Source organism: Sphaerisporangium perillae, assembly GCF_023276435.1.
In the GTDB taxonomy this organism is placed as follows: domain Bacteria; phylum Actinomycetota; class Actinomycetes; order Streptosporangiales; family Streptosporangiaceae; genus Sphaerisporangium; species Sphaerisporangium perillae.
The window spans coordinates 296,384-314,788 of sequence record NZ_JALLPO010000002.1 but is presented as its reverse complement, the minus strand read 5'-3'; the positions used below and the strand labels follow the sequence as shown (position 1 = coordinate 314,788).

Genomic DNA, 18,405 nt, shown 5'->3' with positions numbered 1-18,405 from the left:
GATGGCCACCTGCCCCGTAGGGCACGACTCCTCCGACGAGGAGTACTGCGACATCTGCGGCGCGCTGATGTCGGGCACTCCGGCGCAGGGCGCCCCCGAGGCGCCGGCGCCCGCCGGCCCGCCCTCCGCGCCCGGGGCCTCCGGGTCGGCCGCGGCGGGTGGCGAGCAGCTCGACGCGTGCCCTGACTGCGGGGCGCCGCGCAGCGGCCGGTTCTGCGAGACGTGCGGGTACGACTTCGTGCTCGGCGGCGGCAGCCGTACGGCGCAGCCCGCCCCCGCGCCGCCTCCGCCGGGGAACTCCTCCCGGACCGCGCCGCCCTCGCAGTCGTGGCAGCCCGCGCAACCGGTCCGGCCCGGTCAGTCCTGGCAGCCGTCGCAGCCCGTCCAGCCCGCTGCGCCCTCGCAGCCGTGGCAGCCGTCGCGACCGGTCCAGCCCGCTCCGCCCTCGCGGCCGGCGCAGGCGGGCTCGTCGTGGCAGCCCGCCCAGCCCGTGCCGGGGGGCTCACCCGCGACCGGCGGCGCGCCGGCCCCGGCGCCCGCGGGCGGCTGGGTGGCGGTCATCGCCGCCGATCGCGCGTACTACGACACGATGATCTCCCAGGGCGGCCCGGACGCGGCCTGGGTCGCGTTCCCGCCCTACTGCCCCGAGCGGCAGGTGTCCCTCGCCGGCACCGAGATGCGCATCGGGCGGCGCAGCCAGTCACGGGCGCTCGCGCCGGAGATCGACCTGTCCGGGCCACCGGAGGACCCGGGCGTCTCCCACCTGCACGCCGTGCTGCTCGCCCTGCCCGACGGCACCTGGCAGCTCGTCGATCCCGGCTCGGCCAACGGCACCATGGTGAACGGCGAGACCGTGGAGATCAACGTTCCGGTTCCGCTCGCCGACGGCGACCGCGTGCACGTCGGCGCGTGGACCGTCATCACGGTCCGGAGGGCCTGAGATGACACTTCCCGCACCCGCGACCGCCCAGGCCCCGCCACCCGCGCCCGTCCCGCACGACCCCGGCCAGGCCATGGCCACCGCCGCGCCGGCGGGCCAGGCCGTCGGACCGGCACCGCTGCGCCGCGTCCTGCGGGTGCGCACCGTGCCCGGGTGGATCCGCCTGCTGGCCGGCCTGGCGACCGGCGCCATCCTGCTGCTCTTCGCGACCGTCGGCATCGGCGTCGGGCACGCCAGGGACGGCCTGAACGCGATCGGCCACACGGCGGGCCCGCAGGTCGTGACCACCGCGGACCTGTACTTCGCGCTGAGCGACATGGACGCCCAGGTCGCCAACCTGCTGCTCATCGGCCGGGAGCAGGGCCTCGGCCCCGGCCGGCAGGGGATGCTCGACCGTTACGAGGAGCGCCGCTCGCAGGCCGACCGCGCCGTGCTGCAGGCCGCCGACCTCGCCAGCGGCGACGCCACCCAGCAGATGACCGTGCAGGCGCTCCTCGACGGGCTCGGCCGGTACGAGCGGCTGGCCGCCCGCGCCCTGCTGCTCGACGAGCAGGCGAAACACGCGGCCGGGCCGCCTCCGCAGGCCGTCCTGGACGTCTACCGCCAGGCCACCGACCTCATGCGGCTCGACCTGCTGCCCAAGGCCTACAACCTGACCCTCGACAGCGGCACCATCGTCAGGCACGCCTACCTGGCCGAGCTGTCCGCCGTCCAGCAAGCGCGCATCTGGGTGGGCGTCGCCGGAGCGCTCGCCCTGCTGGTGCTCATCGTGTTGCAGGTCTTCCTGAGCCGGGGGTTCCGGCGCACGTTCAACCTGCCCGCGCTGGTGGCGACGATCGTCGTGGGCGCGCTCGCCGTGGCCGCGATCGCCGTGCTGAACCACGAGGGCAACGTGCTCAGGGACGCCAAGGAGGACGGCTTCAACTCCGTCCTCGCGCTGTCGCGGGCCCGTGCCATCGGCAACACCCTGCACGGGGACGAGAGCCGCTACCTGCTCGACCCGCAGCGGGCCGACACCTACGAGCAGGTGTACCTGGACAAGTCGCAGGCGGTGTTCTACGTCCCGGCCGGCAACCTCGACAAGTACTACGCCACGGTGGACGACTTCGTCTCCGGCGGCAAGAAGGACTTCCTGGGGTTCTTCGGGGCGGAGGCCTCCCGCCTCACCCTGGCCGGGCAGGGTCCGGCGTTCGAGCAGGTCCTCGCGCGCTACCAGGCGTTCCAGAACAACGACCAGCAGATACGGCGCCTGGCCACGGGGGGCAGGCAGCGGCAGGCGGTGAGCCAGGCCATGGGCCCGGCGTTCGCCGCCTACGACGACGCGTTGGTCAAGCTCACCGCGCTGCACCGCAAGGCGTTCGACGGCGCGGTGCGCGAGGGCGACGGCGCGCTCGGCGGGTGGAACCTGGTGCCGCCCGCGGCCGCGCTCGCCGCCGTCCTGCTGGTCCTCATCGGTGTCCGGCCCCGGCTCGCCGAGTACCGCTGAAGGGAACGTCTTGATGGTCACGCTCACTCGGAAGTACCGCCCCGGGCGCGGGGAAGGCCGTCTCCGCCGTTTCCGCCGGGCCGCCGCCGTGGCGGTGGCCGCGGCGACGGCTCTCCCGCTCGTCGCCTCCTGCGGCGCCGGCACGTCGGTCCTGAACAAGGACTCCCTGGTCATCGGGGTCAAGGCCGACCAGCCCGGCCTGGGGGTGAAGGCGGCCAACGGCGGCTACTCGGGGTTCGACGTCGACGTCGCCACCTACATCGCCCGCAAGCTCGGCAAGCAGGCGCGGTTCGTCACCGCGCCCTCCTCCCAGCGCGAGAAAATGATCATGGAGGGCGCGGTCGACCTGGTCGTCGCCACCTACTCCATCACCGCGGAGCGCAAGACCAAGGTGTCGTTCGGCGGCCCTTACTACGTGGCCCACCAGGACACGCTGGTCCGCTCGGGGGAGGGCGGCGTCTCCAACGTGCGCGACCTTCGCGACCGCAAGCTCTGCCAGGTCACCGGGTCCAACTCCTGGCGCCGGGTGAAGGAGGAGCGCAAGATCCCCGTGGCGCTCGTCGCGTCGGCCTCCTACAGCGAGTGCGTCTCCGATCTGCGTTCCGGCAAGGTGGACGCCGTCTCGACCGACGACCTGATCCTGGCGGGGTTCGCCACCTCCGACACCAAGATCGTCAACGCGCCGTTCAGCGACGAGCGGTACGGCATCGGCATCCGCACCGGTGACATCGACGGCTGCGAGGCGGTCAACAAGGCCATCACCGAGATGTACCAGGACGGCACGGCCAAGAAGCTCCTGCAGAAGTGGTTCGCCAAGTCGGGCCTCGCCCTGAACTACGCCGTCCCGCAGTTCGAGGGCTGCGGCTGATCCGGAACGGCACCTCCCCGCCGGCCGCCGTTCGGGTGAAATTTCATGAACGTCCAGCTCGGCTGAGATGAGGGCGGCTCGGATACTCCCGGCCGGGCCGCTATATTACCGGTGAACAAACCGCTGCTCATGTTCATGAACAGCGGCTTCTCTCAGGGATCGGGGCCGGCCGATGGGCGAGGTGGTCATCGTCAACTGCACCGTGGTGGACGGCAGGGCGGCCGACGGCATGAGCCCGGTCCACGACGCGGCGGTGCTGGTGCGAGACGAGCGGATCACGGCCGTCGGCCCGCGCGCGGACGTCCTGCGCCAGGCCCCCGGCGCCAGGCGCCTCGACTTGGAAGGGGCCTACCTCACCCCCGGCCTGATCAACATGCACACCCATCTGTCCCTGTCGCTGCCCGGCCGGCAGGGCGACGACGTCAAGGGCATGGGGCCGCACGACCTCGCCCTGTACATGGCCGACGGCGCGCGCCGTACCCTCTCGTGCGGGGTCACCACCGTGCGGTGCGTCGCCGAGAAGGACCACGCGGACTTCGCGCTGCGGCGGGCGATCGAGGCGGGCCGGGCGATCGGGCCCCGCGTCTTCACCGCGGGGCGCGCCCTGGTCTGCACCGGTGGCCACGGCCACGAGGGCACCGACACGCTGGAATGCGACGGGGCCGACGGGTTCCGGCGCGGCGTACGCGACCAGATCAAGGCCGGGGCCGACCTGATCAAGGTCATGATCTCGGGCGGCATCGCCGGGGAGCACGAGCGCATCGACACCCCGCAGTTGTTCACCGACGAGATGGCGGCGGTGCTGGCCACGGCGCACGCCTGGGGGCGCAAGGTCACCGCGCACGCCGGGCCCGCCGCGGTCATCGCCGAGGCCGTGGAGCTGGGGCTCGACTGCGTCGAGCACGGCTACGAGCTGACCCCCGACGTGGCGGCGGCGATGGCCCGGCGCGGCACCGCCCTGGTGCCGACCCTGCTCGTTACGCGGTGCAAGGAGTTCTTCGACGAACTCGGCGTGCCCGAGTGGATGCAGTGCCGCTCGCTCGGCGCGGGCCCGCGCCACCTGGAGAGCTACGCCATGGCCCTCGCCGCGGGCGTCACCGTCCTGCTCGGCAGTGACATGCCCCCGTTCTGGCCCTTCGAGGGGACCAACGCCACGGTACGGGAACTGGAGCACATGTCCGAGGCCGGCCTCGGCCCGGCGGGCGCGCTCCGCGCGGGGACGCTCGGCCCGGCCCGGTGGCTCGGCGCCGACGCCGACCTCGGCACCGTCGAGGCCGGCCGGTACGCCGACCTGGTCGCCATGGACGACGACCCGCTGGCCACCACCTCGGCGTTCCGGGGGATCCGCTGGGTGATGAAGGGCGGAGAGGTCGTCCGCGACGACCGCTGGGTGACGAAGGGGCGAGAGGCCGGCCGCGACGGCCGCTGGGTGCTGAATGGAGAGGCCGGCCGCGACGACCGCGCCGAGGGGCCGGTCCGGTGACCGGCCCGCGAGACCTCCCTGACGGCGGACCCGAGGACGAAGGCGGACCTATGACGGCCGAGGATGGCATGGAGACGGGCAAGGCCACGGCGGCGCGAAGCGACATGGCGATGGACGCGGAGGCGGCGGACGAGGGGGACATGGAGCTGTACGACCTGCGGGTCGTCGTCGATCGCATCGAGGGCCGGTCGGTCTGCGGCATGCGGGTCGGCGACAGCTTCGAACTGGAGAACAGCGCGCACCTCCGCCTGCCCGACGGCAAGCACTTCTGCGTGTACGCGCTGGCCTCAGTCCTGCCCTTCCTCGCCGCCAAGCAGCGCGACCTGGCCTCGGGGGACTGGCTCGCCCAGGACTCGCTGTTCGCCTGCCCCGACCCCGAGGAGCGCCTGGTGATGCGGGTGGAGCGCACCCGGCGCCGCCGGATGAACTCCGCCGACCTGACCTGAGCGGCCGGAGTGCACCGCCACCCCCGACCTGCGCGGTCCCGCATGAACCGCCGTCCCGACCTGCGGGGCCCGCATGAACCGCCATCCCGACCTGCGCGGTCCGGGATGAACCGGCACCCTGACCTGCGCGGTCCTGCGGGGATCGCCGCCCTGACCCGCGCGGTGCCGCTATGGACCGCGACGAGCCGACCACTGGAGGAACCACCCATGACCGTCGCCGAGATCGGGCTCGGTCTGCAGAGTGACAAGCGGCCCGGCGACTACGCGCGGCTCGCGAGCCTGGCCGAGGAGCACGGGTTCGACGTGCTCAGCGTGTTCGGCGACCTGATGTACCAGCCGCCGATCTTCCCCCTGCTGGAGATGGCCGCCGCCACCCGGCGCGTACGGCTAGGGACGGCCTGCCTCAACCCCTACTCCCTCGCGCCGTACGAGATCGCCGGGCAGCTGGCCGCCCTGGACCTCGCCTCAGACGGCCGCGCCTACCTGGGGCTGGCCCGGGGAACCTGGCTCGGAGCGGTCGGCATCGCCCAGCCCCGGCCGCTGACCGCCCTCGCCGAGGCCGCCGAGGTGATCTACCGGCTGCTCGGCGGGGACACCGGTGGGTACGAAGGTGACATGTTCCGCCTGGAGCCCGGCACGAGGCTGCGCTACGCCGTCCGCCGGCCGCACCCGCCGCTGCTGCTCGGCGCGTGGGGTCCGAAGGGCGCGGCGCTCGCCGGGCGGATCGCCGACGAGATCAAGGTGGGCGGCAGCGCCAACCCCGCGATGGTGCCGGTGATCCGTGAGCGGGTCCGCGCCGGCGCGGAGTGGACCGGCCGCGACCCCGGCGACATAGGCATCGTGCTCGGCGCGGTGACCGTCGTCGACACCGACGGCGCGGCGGCGAGGGCCAGGGCGCGCACCGAGGTCGCCATGTACCTGGCGGTGGTCGCGGAACTGGATCCGACCGCCGAGGTACCCGCGGACCTGCTCGCTCGGGTGCGGGACCTGGTCGGCGCCGGGCACGACCGGGCGGCCGGCGAGCTGATCCCCGACGACGTGCTCGATATGTTCGCCTTCTCCGGAACGCCCGAGCAGGTGGCCGCGCAGGCGCAGGCACTGATCGACGCGGGAGTGCGCAGGGTCGAGTTCGGCACGCCGCACGGCCTCGACGACGACCTGGGCGTGCACCTGCTCGGCACCGCCGTCCTGCCGCTGCTGGACCGGGCGAGGTCCGGATCGACGACCTGACGCTCACTGTCACCCAACGGGAGGAAGTACACGTGCACGTGCTGGTCGTGGCCGGCCCTCGCCTCACGGCGGACACGCGGTTGCTGGAAGAGGTGGCGGCGGGCGAGATGGCCGCGCTCGGCGTCTCGGGGCGTTTCGCCGCCGTGACCGATGTGGACGCCTTCCGCGCCGAGCTCGACGGCGCGGGCGGCGACCAGGCCGTCGTCGCGCTGCCGGGCCCCGACCTGGACGCCCGGCGGCTCATCGGCACGCCGCCCGCCTGCGCGGCCCGTACGGTATGGCTCGACCTCGCGCGCGTCGGCCCGCTCCCGGCGGCCGGCGGCGCCGCCCACCACCAGGGGCGTGGGGTCCTGGGGCTGGTCTGGGCGATCCGCCACGCGGTGCACCGGACGCGCCGGCCCGCGCGCCGCGTCCCCTACGGCGGCCACGCCGACCAGTGGGGGGAACTGCGGCTGCCGGCCGCGGGCGACGGCACGCCCCCGCCGGTCGCGGTGCTGGTCCACGGCGGCTACTGGAGGTCCATCTGGGAGGCCGACCTGATGGACGCGCTCGCGATCGACCTCGCCGACCGTGGGTACGCCTCCTGGAACCTGGAGTACCGCCGCCCCGACCTGTACGGCTGGGACGCCACGACCGGCGACCTGGCCACCGGGCTCGCGGCGCTGGAGACGGTGGACGTCCCGCTGGACCTCGACCGGATCGCGGTGATCGGCCACTCGGCGGGCGGGCAGCTCGCGCTCCGCCTGGCGGCGGACAAGGAGCGGGTGGTGGCCGACACGCCCCGGGCGGGCACGGGCATGCGCCGGGTGGCGCTCGCGGTGTCGCTGGCCGGGGTGCTCGACCTGGTGGAGGGGGACCGGCGCCACCTGGGCTCCGGCGCCGTCGCCGCCGCGCTGGGCGGCACCGCCGACCGGATCCCGGAGGTGTACGCCGCGTCCAGCCCGATGGAACGGCTGCCGCTCGGCGTCCCGCAGCTCATCGTCCAAGGCGCCTCCGACGATCTGGACCTTCTCGACATCGGCCGCAGGTACGCCCGGGCGGCGGGGGACGAGGCGACCTACCTCGAAGCCCCCGGCGACCACTTCGCCGTGATCGACCCGTCCTCGCCCATCTGGAAGTCCACCGCCGAGGAACTGGCCATCCGCCTGGACCTCCACCGCCCCCAGTAGGGCGGACCGGGGCTGTCACCACGGACCTTCACCGGTCGCCCGGCATACGGCGGGCAACCTGGTGAACGTGGGTGCCCAGCACAACACGAGGTGTCGGATCCGAGGCTGGGGGATCCGCCCACCCGGCACCCTGGCATGGCCACCCCGCCTGGCCGTGTTGGGAAGCCACTGCTCGGGTGGGTCGGCCTGGCTCACCACCGGCATGGGTGCCGGGTGGGGCCGGATCGCGACCGTGATGCCGGCGCTTCTTGAGCTGCCCATCCAGGTACGCCAGGTTGCCCGACGTACGGCGGCGCCGGCTTCGCCGTACCACCTCCCGCCGACGCGGCGCCGGATGTGCGGAGCTCGCATCGGTGGGGGAGGGGAGGCCGTCTGGCGGGGTGGGGGCGCGGGATGTGCGGAGCTCGGATCGGTGGGGAATGGGGGTGAACAGTATGTTACGTCTGGCGTGTCCGTATATCGGAGATCAGTGGCGTTGCGGGAAGCTGGGCCTGTCACGACCCGGAGGATCCTCGATGCTCAAGCGCACGCTGCTGTTCGGCCGCAAGACCCGTGTCACCTTCACCCTGCCCGTGGACCGGCCCGAGGGCGTGGTCAGCGTCGTCGGGGACTTCAACGACTGGTGCCCCGGACGCCACGAGCTGCGCCGCCGCCGGAACGGCACGCGCACCGTCTCGGTGATCCTGGCTCCGGGGGTCCACCGGTTCCGCTACCTGGCGACCCAGGGTGTGTGGTTCGACGACGAGACGGCCGACCACATCGACCACCAGGGCAGCCTGATCCACCTCTAGCACGGGCCGCCGGATAATCGGTTGCCCTGGTCGGAACGCCGCTGAGAAGATCCTCGCCATGTCCGCCTTCTCCGCGCATGACGGAACCGAGCTCGCCTACGAGGTGTTCGGAGAGGGCATCCCGGTGATCTGCCTGCCGGGCGGCCCGATGCAGGACTCCGTTTACCTCGGCGAACTCGGCGGCCTGTCGGCGCACCGGCAGTTGATCATGGTGGACCCTCGGGGCACCGGCCGGTCCGCGATACCGGAGGACGCCGCCTCCTACCGCTGTGACCGGCTCGTCGATGACGTCGAGGCCCTGCGCGAGCACCTTGGTCTTGACCGGTTCGACCTGCTCGCGCACAGCGCCGGCGCGAACCTCGCGGTGCTGTATGTGGCCCGGCACCCACAACGCGTCGGCAAGCTCGCCCTGATCACTCCGAGCACCAGGGCCGTCGGCATCGACGCCACCGGGGAGTCCCGGCTTGAAACCGCGAGGCTCCGCAAGGACGAGCCCTGGTTCGCAGCGGCCTTCGCGGCTCTTGAATCGATCGTGGCCGGCAACGTCACCGACGACGGCCGGAAGGCCATCGACCCCTTCTTCTACGGTCGATGGGATGCGGCGGCACAAGCCCACCAGGCGGCCCAGGACGGCCATCGGAACGACGAAGCCGCGGCCGCCTTCGGCGCTGAGGGCGCCTTCGACCCGGATGCCACCCGCGCGGCGCTCGCCGCGTTCACCGCGCCGGTGCTGCTGCTCGCCGGAGAGACCGACCTGAACACGATCCCGAGCGTCGTGGTCGAATACGCCGCGCTGTTCCCGAACGCCGAACTCGTCGTTCAGCCAGAAGCGGGCCACTTTCCGTGGGTCGATGACGCTGACCGGTTCGTGGCGACGACCGCCGCGTTCCTGGGCTGACCGGCTCGCGGCGTCGACCCCCCGTTCCTGGGCTGACCGGTTCGTGGCGACCACCGCCAGGGGGTCCTGAGATGAAGGTCGCCTCGCGCGGGAAGCCGGTCATTCCTCGACGGGGGTGAGGGCGCGCCAGGGGAGCGGGCTGGACAGCATCATCATGCTGGAGGGTTGGCCGTAGGGGGCGAGGCGGTCGATGAGCTCCTCGAAGGCCGTCATCGAGGTCGCGGCGACGCGGAGCAGGCAGCAGGTGTCGCCGGTGACGCGGTGGACCTCCACGATCTCCGGCCAGGCCAGCGCCTGCTTGTCGCGCAGCACGCAGCGCACCCCGTAGCAGGACATCCGGATGAGCGCGCTGACCTTACGGCCGGCGCGGGCGAGGTCGACCCTGGCGTGGTAGCCGCTGATCACTCCGGTCTCCTCCAGCCGCCGCACCCGCTCGGCGACCGCCGGGGCCGACAGGTGCACCCGCCGGGACAGCTCGCTGTAGGACAGCCTCGCGTCCGCCTGCAGTTCGGCCAGCAAGGCCCAGTCCATCGCGTCCACGGTCACGCTCCGTCACTCGCAAACCGGAAACCGTCCTGCACGTTCCATCCCGAAAGTGAAACGGTCGAATCGCCACCGAATCATCATTTCACTAAAATTCTATCTAAGTGAACATGGAGGTGAACTAAGGAGCTCAGATGACCAGCAGGCGGCGGACCGGCGGTGCCCGGGCGGGAGCGGTGGGCGCGCGGCGGCGCGCCCCGAGGGGGGCGGCCGACCACGCCGCGGCGCCCATCCTCGACTTCGCGAACGGCACCCCCTACGACGACTACGTGGCCGCGCAGGCTCTGCACGGGCTCCAGCGGCCGGTCACCGACGTCCCAGAGGAGCGCGCCTTCCTGGTGACGACACAGGTGATGGAGCTGTACTTCGGGTTGATCCGGTCGGAGTGGCGGCTGGCGCAGCGGATGCTGGACGACGACCAGGTCGTGGAGGCCACCGCGGTGCTCGCCCGCAGCGTGCGGTATTTCGAGGCGCTCAACGCGGCCTGGGGCGCGCTGAGCTGGCTCACGCCCGCCCAGTTCAACTCCTTCCGGGACGCGCTCGGGGAGGCGTCGGGCTTCCAGTCGGCGATGTACCGGCACCTGGAATTCCTGCTCGGCAACAAGTCCGAGCCGCTCACCCGGCCGCATCGGCGCAGCTCAGCGGTGTATCAGGAGCTGCTCGACGCCCTGCGGAGGCCGAGCCTGTACGACAGCGTGCTGGCCGTGCTGGCCAGGCGGGGGTTCGAGATCCCGGCAACGGCCGACCCTGCGGCGGAGTACACGCCGAGCCCGCTGGTGGAGGCCGCCTGGATCAGGGTCTACGCCGAGGGCGGCCCGGGCGACGAGCTGTGGACGCTGGCCGAGACGCTCACCGACCTGTCCGAGCGCTTCTCCGACTGGCGCTACCGGCATCTCATGGCGGTGCGGCGCTCGATGGGCGCGAAGGCCGGCTCCGGCGGGTCGAGCGGGCTGAGCTGGCTCGAGCGCAGTCTGCGCCGCGACGTCTTCCCCGAGCTCTGGTCGGCCCGCACCCAGATGTGAGCCCCGGCCGCACCCGGCTGTGAGCCCCCGGCCGTACCGAGATCGGAGCCACGAGCCCACCCGGATCGCGGCCGGCGCCGCCCCGCCGCGATGTTCATGGTGTTTCGTCCCACTTAACAGAACGGCGTTCCCACACCCTCGGACATGAGGGGTAATCATGATCGTCGGGATCAGAACAGCCTCGGGGTCACCACCGACACCACCGTCGTGACGCCGTCGGTGTCGTTGTACATGCTGTGCGGGACCGTGGAGCGCAGGTGGACGCTGTCGCCCGGATACAGCCGGTGCTCGACGCCGTCGACCTCGTAGAGCAACTCGCCCTCCAGTACGAAGGCGAACTCCTCGCCCGCGTGGCCGTAGGCGTCCTCGCGCCGCCCGCCGGGGGCGATGTGCACCAGCAGCGGCTCCAGCAGGAGGTTCGGCCCCCGCGCGGACAGCATGCGGTAGGTCTGCTGGCCGGAGACGTACTCGGTGGCCGCCGTCGAGGCCCTGGTCAGCGTGAAGTGCGACGGCAGCCGGGCGACGCCCGCCCGTTCCTCGGCGCTCTGCTGCTCGTCGTCGAAGAAGTCGGCCACGCTGCGGTCGAGCGCGGCCGCGACGCCGTTCAGCGCGGTGAGCCCGATGGAGGAGATGCCGCGCTCGACCTGGGAGAGGAACCCGATCGAGAGCCCGGAACGGGTGGACAGCCCCCGCAGGGTCAGGCCGCGTTCCTTGCGGAACCGGCGCATCCGGGCGCCGACGGCGTCCTGGCGCTCCCGGACGTCATGGTCGTCGCGGCCCTGGCGCTCCGATGTGCCCACCGGATGACCTCCTCGATCGGGCGGCCCGGCCGCGCTTTTCGGTAAAGACAGAATCTATTTCACCCCAGGCTCCGTCCAGGTGCCAACCGGCCCATTCGGGCGCGCCTCGGCGGGCCTGGCGCGACACTCCGGGCTCGCGCCGGGCCCCGGCAACGATGAACGAATCATGGGGTAGCGAAGGTGCATCCGGGGGTAGGGAAGCGCGGGTGAAGGGCGATGCGAACACGACCTACGATGACGCGGCCCCGGCTCCGATCACTGTCGACCTCCAGCTTTCCGTCAATGACCAGCTATATCCGGTCACAGTGGACACCAGGGAGACACTGCTCGACACCCTGAGGGGCCGCCTCGATCTCACCGGCGCCAAAAAAGGCTGCGACCACGGGCAGTGCGGGGCCTGCACGGTGCTGGTGGACGGCAGGCGGGTCGTGTCCTGCCTGACGCTCACGGTGTCGGTCGACGACAGGACCATCACCACCGTCGAGGGCCTCGGAAGCGGGGGCGCCCTCCATCCCCTCCAGAAGGCGTTCATCGACCACGACGCCCTGCAGTGCGGCTTCTGCACTCCCGGGCAGCTGTGCTCGGCGGCCGGCGTGCTGGCCGAGGCGGCGGCGGGATGGCCCAGCCTGGTAACCCCCCGTAGCCCGCCCGGCGCCGGGCCCGAGGCGGCCGGGTGTTCGCACGACCCCGCCGCACCTCCACACGACCCCGCCGCGCGAGCCCTCCCAGACGGGCCGCCCGAGCCGGTGCGCCTCGGCGAGGAGGAGATCCGCGAGCGCATGAGCGGGAACCTGTGCCGCTGCGGCGCCTATCCCGGCATCGTCGCGGCCATCGCGGAGGTGGCGCGGTGAGACCCTTCGCCTACCATCGCCCCTCCACCGTGGCCGAGGCGCTGGAGGCCACCGGCACGAGCACCGACGTCATGTACCTCGGCGGCGGCACCAACCTCATCGACCTGATGCGCCTCGGCGTCGTCTCTCCCGGCACCCTCGTGGACGTCACCCGCGCCGCGCCCGCGACCGTCGAGGAGACCCCCGGAGGTGGCCTGCGCGTCGGCGCGGGCGTCCGCAACGGCGACCTGGCCGCGCACCCCCTGGTGCGCCGGGGCTACCCGATGCTCGCCGAGGCCGTGCTGGCGGGCGCCTCCGGCCAGCTCCGCAACATGGCGACGGTGGGAGGCAACCTGCTCCAGCGCACCCGGTGCGCCTACTTCCAGGACGTCTCCAAACCCTGCAACAAGCGGAGCCCCGGCACGGGCTGTCCCGCCCGCGCCGGCGACCACCGCAACCTGGCGATCCTCGGCCACTCCGACAGCTGCGTGGCCACCCACCCCTCGGACATGGCGGTCGCCCTGGCCGCGCTCGGGGCGCAGGTCCACGTGGAGGGCCCCGGCGGGGCGCACGTCGTGCCCATGCCGGGCCTGCACCGGCTGCCCGGCGACGAGCCCGACCGCGACACCGTCCTGGCACCCGGCGAGCTGATCACGGCGGTGGAGCTGCCCCCGCCGCGGCCGGGCGGCCGTTCCCGCTTCCGCAAGGCGCGCGACCGGGCGTCGTTCTCCTTCGCCGTGGTGTCGGTCGCGGCCGTGCTCGAGGTGGACGGCGGCGTGGTGCGCGACTGCCGCATCGCCCTCGGCGCGGTCGCGCACGTCCCCTGGCGGGCCGAGGCGGCCGAGACCGCACTGCGCGGCGCGCCCGCGACCGAGGAGGAGTTCGGACGTGCGGCGGACGCCGAGCTGGCCGCGGCCCGCCCGCTTCCGCTCAACCGCTTCAAGGTGGCCCTCGCCCGCAACCTGCTGGTACGCGTGCTCGCCGACCTGGCGGAGGCGCGATGACCGTCACCGGCAGCAGGCACGTCGGCTCCGCGCTCGACCGCGTGGACGCCGTGGAGAAGGTCACCGGCCGGGCGAGGTACGCCTACGACAACGCCCCCGCGGGCCTGGTCCACGCGGTGCCCGTCCAGGCCACCATCGCCCGGGGCGAGATCCTCGAGGTGGACGTCGACGCCATTCTGAAGCGTCCCGGCGTGGTCGCGGCGATCTGGCACGGCAACGCGCCCCGGCTGCCGAGCGCGGACGAGGAGCTGGCCGTCCTGCAGTCGCGGCGGGTGGCCTATCGGGGCCAGTACGTCGCCGTCGTGGTGGCCGAGACCCTGGAGGACGCCCGCAACGCGGCCCGGCTGCTCCGCGTGGAGTACGCGGCCGAGGAGCACGACGTCGAGCTGCGCGCCGACCACCCGCGGATGTACCGTCCCGAGCGCGTCAACGCCGGTTACGCGACCGACACCGAGGACGGCGACCCCGACGCCGCCCTGGCCTCGGCCCCGGTCGTGGTGGACGCCGTCTACAGCACCCCGGCCGAGCACAACAACCCGATGGAGCCGCACGCGACGATCGCCGAGTGGGACGGAGACGGCCTCACCGTCCACGAGCCCACCCAGGGCGCCTCCAGCCTCCGCGCGTCGCTCGGGTCGCTGTTCGGCATGCCGCCCGCCCACGTGCGGGTCGTCTCGCCCTACGTCGGCGGCGGTTTCGGGGCCAAGCTCAAGATCCTTCCGCACGTGGTCATCGCCGCGCTGGCCGCCAAGCAGGTCGGCCGGCCGGTCAAGCTGGCCGTGACCCGGCGGCAGATGTTCGCGGTCACCGGATACCGCACGCCGACCATCCAGCGGGTGAGGCTCGGCGCCGAGGCCGGCGGGCGGCTCGTCGCGATCACCCACGACGTGTACGAGCAGACCTCCATCGTCGCGGAGTTCGCCGAGCAGGCCGCCGTGCCGTCCCGGATGATGTACGCGGCGCCGCACCGGCGCACCACCCACCGGCTCGTCCGGCTCGACGTCCCGACGCCGTCGTACATGCGCGGGCCAGGGGAGACGCCGGGCATGTTCGCGCTGGAGTCGGCGATGGACGAGCTGGCGATCGCCTGCGGGGTCGACCCGGTGGAGCTGCGGGTGCGCAACGAGCCTGAGACCGACCCCGAGAGCGGGCTGCCGTTCAGCTCGCGGAACCTGGTGGCCTGCCTGCGCGAGGGGGCCCGGCGCTTCGGCTGGGCCGGTCGCGACCCCGAGCCGGGCGTGCGGCGCGGCGGCCGGCTGCTGGTCGGCACCGGCGTCGCGGCCTCCACCTACCCGGCCTACCGCGCCCCGTCGTCGGCGTCCGCGCGGGCCGAGCCGGACGGGCGGTTCACCGTGCGCCTCGCCGCCGCCGACATCGGCACCGGCGCGAGGACGATCCTCGCCCAGATCGCCGCCGACACCCTGCGCACCTCGCCCGGCCTGGTCGTCGTCGAGCTCGGCGACAGCGCGCTGCCCAGTGCCGTCGTGGCGGGCGGGTCGATGGGCAGCGCCTCGTGGGGCACGGCCGTGGTGCGGGCCTGCGAGGCCCTCCGCGACCGGCTGGAGGCCGCCGGGGGCGCGGTGCCGCCCGGCGGGCTGGAGGCGACCGCGGACACCACCCAGGAGGTTCGGGCGCAGGAGCCGTTCGCGCGCCATGCCTTCGGCGCCCAGTTCGCCGAGGTCGGCGTGGACGCCGACACCGGGGAGACCCGCGTGCTGCGCCTGCTCGGCGTGTTCGCCGCAGGCCGCATCCTCAACCCCACGACCGCGCGCTCGCAGTTCATCGGCGGCATGACCATGGGCCTGTCGATGGCTCTTCTGGAGGAAAGCATCATGGACCGCGAGTTCGGCGACTACCTCAACCACGACCTCGCCCAGTACCACATCGCGGGGTGCGCGGACGTCCGCGACGTGCAGGCCTTCTGGGTGGAGGAGGACGACTCACACCTCAATCCGATGGGTTCCAAGGGCATCGGCGAGATCGGCATCGTCGGCACCGCCGCGGCGATCGCCAACGCCGTCCACCACGCCACTGGGGTGCGGATCCGCGACCTGCCGATCCGCATGGACAAGCTGGTGCGCTGAGCGCGTCCCGCGCGCATGCTCGGACCGTTCCGGCGTCCCGCCGACCGGCTGGCCGGCGCCGCTCCCGGCTGGCTGGTGGAGACGGTCCGGCCGGTCCCCGCCCGGCCGAACTGGCCGGCGATGCTGCGGGTCGCCGCCTCGGTCACCGGTCCGCTGATCGCCGGCCTGGCGCTGGGCCGGCTCACGCTGGGGCTGCTGCCCGGCATGGGAGCCATGGCGGCGGCGCTGGCCGACCGGGGCGGCACCTACCGCGCCCGGGTCATCCGCATCGCCTGCGCGGCGTCCGGCGGCTCGGCCGGTTACCTGGTGGGCCACTCCGTGCACGGGCTCGGCTGGTGGACGGTGCTGGTGGTCGTCGTGGTCTCGGCGGTGTCCGCGCTGATCAGCCTCGTGGGCGCCGCGGGCTCGCTGGCCGGGCTCCAGCTCCTGGTGATGACGGTGCTCGGCATCGGCGTGTCCTTCCCCGAACGGCCCGTCGCCGGAGCGCTGCTGTACGCGTCCGGCGCGGCGTGGGCGCTCCTGCTGTCGGTGGCCGGCTGGCCGCTCCGTCCCCGCGCCGCCGAGGACGCCGCCGTCGCCGAGGTCTACCAGGCGCTCGGCGGCCTCCTGTCGCGGTGGCACTCCGACAGGGCGGACGCCGTGAAGGCGTTCGACACCGCCCTCAAGAAGGCCTACGACACGGTGCTGAGCGCCCGGTCGGCGGCGGCCGGGCCGGACCAGGAGCGCACCCGGCTGATCGCCCTGCTGAACCAGGCCACCCGGATACGCAACGCGTTGCTGTCGCTCTCGCAGGAGGGCCGCGAGCCCGCCCCCGAGGTGGCGCAGGCCGTCGGCGCCATCGCCGCGGCGCTGGCCGGCGGCGACGCTCCCCGCCTGCGGCGGTTCGAGCCGTCCTCGCCGGCGCTGCGGGCGCTGTGCTCGGCCGTGAACGAGGCCGCTGACCTGGTCTCCGGAGGCGAGGTCCCGGAGGAGCGTCCCCCTTATGAGCGGATGGGGTTCGGCACCCGGGTCAGGCGGGCGTGGGAGCGGATGATGTACGGGCACCTGACCCGCGTCTACACCGTCAGGCTGGCGCTGTGCATGGGAGTGGCGGCGGTGCTCAGCGAGCTGCACTGGATCCAGCGTTCCTACTGGACCATGCTGACGGTCGCGCTGGTGCTCAAGCCCGACTTCGGGTCGGTGTTCGCCCGGGCGGTCCAGCGCGGCATCGGCACCGTCGTCGGCGCGCTCCTCGGCACCGTGTTGCTCTACCTGGTGCCGTACGGGCCCGCGATCCTGATCCCCATCGCGATCTTCGCCGCGCTCCTGCCGTACGGGCAGCAGCGCAACTGGGGGCTGATGTCGACGTTCCAGGTGCCGGTGGTCGTGCTGCTCGTGGACCTGCTCACCGGGATGGGTCCCCGGCTGGCGGAGATCCGGCTGGTGGACACGCTCGTCGGCTGCGCCATCGTGCTGCTCGTCGGCTACCTGCCCTGGCCGGCGAGCTGGCAGGCCCCGGTCCGGCCGCGCTTCGCCGACGCGGTGTCGGCCACGGCGCGGTACCTGCGGCACGCGTTCGACGGCGGCCCCGGCGGCGCGCTGCTGCACCGGCAGGCGTTCGACGCCCTCGCCGACCTGCGGACGGTCTTCCAGCGGGCGCTGACCGAGCCGCCCGCCGTCAGCAGGCGCGTCACCACCTGGCTGCCGGCGATGACGGCACTGGAGAAGGTCGCCGACGCGACGGCGGCGACGGCGGTGCGTAGCGAGCACGGCGGGCCCGAGCCGTCGGACGAGGCGGTCAAGGAGGTCGCCGCGTCGCTGGAGGACATCGCCGAGCGCGTCCGCTCCGGAGACCCGGTGCGCCACCGCCCACGGCTCGCCGGGGACGAGGCCCAGGGAGAGAAGGCTCTCGAACCGATCGGCGAGGCGGTCCACGGCCTGCGCGACACCCTCGCCGACCACGCGTAGTACAAGCAGGAGTCGACGACGATTGATCATCCGGTGCTACCCGAGTAGCATCGCGGCATGGGAACGACAGAGAAGCTCTCCGTCAGCCTCCCCAGCGACCTCGTGGCGAAGATCCGCGAGCGGCTGGAGGCGGGCCAGGCGTCGTCGATCTCGGCGTTCCTGGCCGAAGCGGCTGAATACAAGCTCAGCAGGGCCGCACAGTTGAGCGCGCTGCTCGAGGCGAGAATCGAGGCGCTCAAGGTAACCGACCCCGATGAGTATCAGCGCATCTACGACAACGGCGCCGGCTTCCGTGCCGCCCTCGCCGCCGGAGGGGCGGACCGCGACATGGAGGGCAATGCGTAGTGGACGCCCGCTCCGGACTGATCATGGACACCAGCGCCTTGGAGGCATGTGCACGGCAAGAATCCGCAGCCTTCATGCGACTCGGGGAGATCAAGGAGACGGCGACCTCCCTGCTGATCCCCTCCGTCTGCGTAACGGAGGCGTTCTCCCAGGCCAGAACAGATGAGGAACGCTGGCTGATCACACAGATACTCGGAGCGGACTTCGCCCTAGGAGGGGAAGAGTCGGCGCTCACCTCCCAGCAGGCGCTCCTGGTCAGTTATCGGCTACTGAAGGGCACGACCATCAGTGACCTGTCTCTGGCACATGCGGCCGCCTTCCATGATCTACGCGGCTGGCCCATCCTGACCGCCCGTCCCGAATTCCTGCAGGCGCGCTACCCCGGCATCCCTGTCATCGACATTCTCAACTAAGGGCGCGTTTCGGAAGTCCCGCGAGCTGGGAGATCGTGGTCACTCGTTCGGGTAATGGTCCGGCGGGTATGCTGATGAGCCGGTAGCCGAATGCGCGGTAGGTCTG

At 72.9% G+C, this 18,405-nt stretch carries 18 protein-coding genes; 16 read left to right on the top strand and 2 right to left on the bottom strand.

Going from position 1 to position 18,405, the window contains the following annotated elements; all coding sequences use genetic code 11:
- The first annotated feature begins 1 nt into the window (after position 1).
- The 9 genes from MYF83_RS03440 to MYF83_RS03400 all read left to right on the top strand — a co-directional run bounded on the left by MYF83_RS03440 (position 2) and on the right by MYF83_RS03400 (position 9,311).
- Positions 2 to 940 carry an FHA domain-containing protein gene (locus MYF83_RS03440; RefSeq protein ID WP_248958662.1) on the top strand — a complete coding sequence of 313 codons (939 nt, stop codon included), beginning with the start codon at positions 2 to 4 and terminating at the stop codon, positions 938 to 940.
- A gap of 1 nt (position 941) precedes the next feature.
- Positions 942 to 2,426, top strand: a complete 1,485-nt coding sequence (locus MYF83_RS03435) for a GlnX family signal transduction membrane protein (protein WP_248958661.1) — start codon at positions 942 to 944, stop codon at positions 2,424 to 2,426.
- A 13-nt stretch (positions 2,427 to 2,439) separates the two neighbouring features.
- Positions 2,440 to 3,294, top strand: coding sequence for a glutamate ABC transporter substrate-binding protein (locus MYF83_RS03430; protein WP_248958660.1), 855 nt, complete (start codon positions 2,440 to 2,442; stop codon positions 3,292 to 3,294).
- A gap of 172 nt (positions 3,295 to 3,466) precedes the next feature.
- Positions 3,467 to 4,777 carry an amidohydrolase family protein gene (locus MYF83_RS03425; protein ID WP_248958659.1) on the top strand — a complete coding sequence of 437 codons (1,311 nt, stop codon included), beginning with the start codon at positions 3,467 to 3,469 and terminating at the stop codon, positions 4,775 to 4,777.
- Between the two features lie 50 nt (positions 4,778 to 4,827).
- On the top strand, positions 4,828 to 5,223 hold the full coding sequence (locus MYF83_RS03420) for a TIGR04076 family protein (RefSeq protein ID WP_248958658.1): 396 nt from the start codon (positions 4,828 to 4,830) through the stop codon (positions 5,221 to 5,223).
- Between the two features lie 207 nt (positions 5,224 to 5,430).
- On the top strand, positions 5,431 to 6,453 hold the full coding sequence (locus tag MYF83_RS03415) for an LLM class flavin-dependent oxidoreductase (RefSeq protein ID WP_248958657.1): 1,023 nt from the start codon (positions 5,431 to 5,433) through the stop codon (positions 6,451 to 6,453).
- A gap of 32 nt (positions 6,454 to 6,485) precedes the next feature.
- Entirely contained in the window at positions 6,486 to 7,622 is a 1,137-nt protein-coding gene (locus MYF83_RS03410) for an alpha/beta hydrolase family protein (protein WP_248958656.1), read from the top strand.
- A gap of 515 nt (positions 7,623 to 8,137) precedes the next feature.
- Positions 8,138 to 8,413, top strand: coding sequence for an isoamylase early set domain-containing protein (locus MYF83_RS03405; protein WP_248958655.1), 276 nt, complete (start codon positions 8,138 to 8,140; stop codon positions 8,411 to 8,413).
- A 58-nt stretch (positions 8,414 to 8,471) separates the two neighbouring features.
- Entirely contained in the window at positions 8,472 to 9,311 is an 840-nt protein-coding gene (locus MYF83_RS03400) for an alpha/beta fold hydrolase (protein WP_248958654.1), read from the top strand.
- A 99-nt stretch (positions 9,312 to 9,410) separates the two neighbouring features.
- Here the strand turns inward: MYF83_RS03400 and MYF83_RS03395 are convergent, their stop codons facing one another.
- Positions 9,411 to 9,842, bottom strand: coding sequence for an Lrp/AsnC family transcriptional regulator (locus tag MYF83_RS03395; protein ID WP_248958713.1), 432 nt, complete (start codon positions 9,840 to 9,842; stop codon positions 9,411 to 9,413).
- Positions 9,843 to 9,988: 146 nt separating this feature from the next.
- Between MYF83_RS03395 and MYF83_RS03390 the strand changes: the two genes are divergently transcribed.
- Complete coding sequence (locus MYF83_RS03390; RefSeq protein ID WP_248958653.1) at positions 9,989 to 10,876, top strand: tryptophan 2,3-dioxygenase; 888 nt, start codon at positions 9,989 to 9,991, stop codon at positions 10,874 to 10,876.
- Positions 10,877 to 11,046: 170 nt separating this feature from the next.
- Here MYF83_RS03390 and MYF83_RS03385 read toward each other — a convergent pair whose 3' ends face one another.
- Positions 11,047 to 11,676, bottom strand: a complete 630-nt coding sequence (locus MYF83_RS03385) for a helix-turn-helix domain-containing protein (RefSeq protein ID WP_248958652.1) — start codon at positions 11,674 to 11,676, stop codon at positions 11,047 to 11,049.
- 206 nt (positions 11,677 to 11,882) lie between these two features.
- Between MYF83_RS03385 and MYF83_RS03380 the strand changes: the two genes are divergently transcribed.
- The 6 genes from MYF83_RS03380 (at position 11,883) to MYF83_RS03355 (ending at position 18,299) form a co-directional block, all read left to right on the top strand.
- Positions 11,883 to 12,527, top strand: a complete 645-nt coding sequence (locus tag MYF83_RS03380) for a (2Fe-2S)-binding protein (RefSeq protein WP_248958651.1) — start codon at positions 11,883 to 11,885, stop codon at positions 12,525 to 12,527.
- Complete coding sequence (locus tag MYF83_RS03375; protein WP_248958650.1) at positions 12,524 to 13,510, top strand: FAD binding domain-containing protein; 987 nt, start codon at positions 12,524 to 12,526, stop codon at positions 13,508 to 13,510. The genes MYF83_RS03380 and MYF83_RS03375 overlap by 4 nt, the downstream gene beginning before the upstream one ends.
- A complete protein-coding gene (locus MYF83_RS03370; RefSeq protein WP_248958649.1) occupies positions 13,507 to 15,594 on the top strand; it encodes a xanthine dehydrogenase family protein molybdopterin-binding subunit in 2,088 nt (695 codons plus the stop codon). The genes MYF83_RS03375 and MYF83_RS03370 overlap by 4 nt, the downstream gene beginning before the upstream one ends.
- Positions 15,595 to 15,609: 15 nt before the next feature.
- Positions 15,610 to 17,541 carry an FUSC family protein gene (locus tag MYF83_RS03365; RefSeq protein WP_248958648.1) on the top strand — a complete coding sequence of 644 codons (1,932 nt, stop codon included), beginning with the start codon at positions 15,610 to 15,612 and terminating at the stop codon, positions 17,539 to 17,541.
- A gap of 57 nt (positions 17,542 to 17,598) precedes the next feature.
- Positions 17,599 to 17,886 carry a type II toxin-antitoxin system HicB family antitoxin gene (locus tag MYF83_RS03360; protein ID WP_248958647.1) on the top strand — a complete coding sequence of 96 codons (288 nt, stop codon included), beginning with the start codon at positions 17,599 to 17,601 and terminating at the stop codon, positions 17,884 to 17,886.
- A gap of 74 nt (positions 17,887 to 17,960) precedes the next feature.
- On the top strand, positions 17,961 to 18,299 hold the full coding sequence (locus MYF83_RS03355) for a hypothetical protein (RefSeq protein ID WP_248958646.1): 339 nt from the start codon (positions 17,961 to 17,963) through the stop codon (positions 18,297 to 18,299).
- Positions 18,300 to 18,405: the final 106 nt, after the last annotated feature.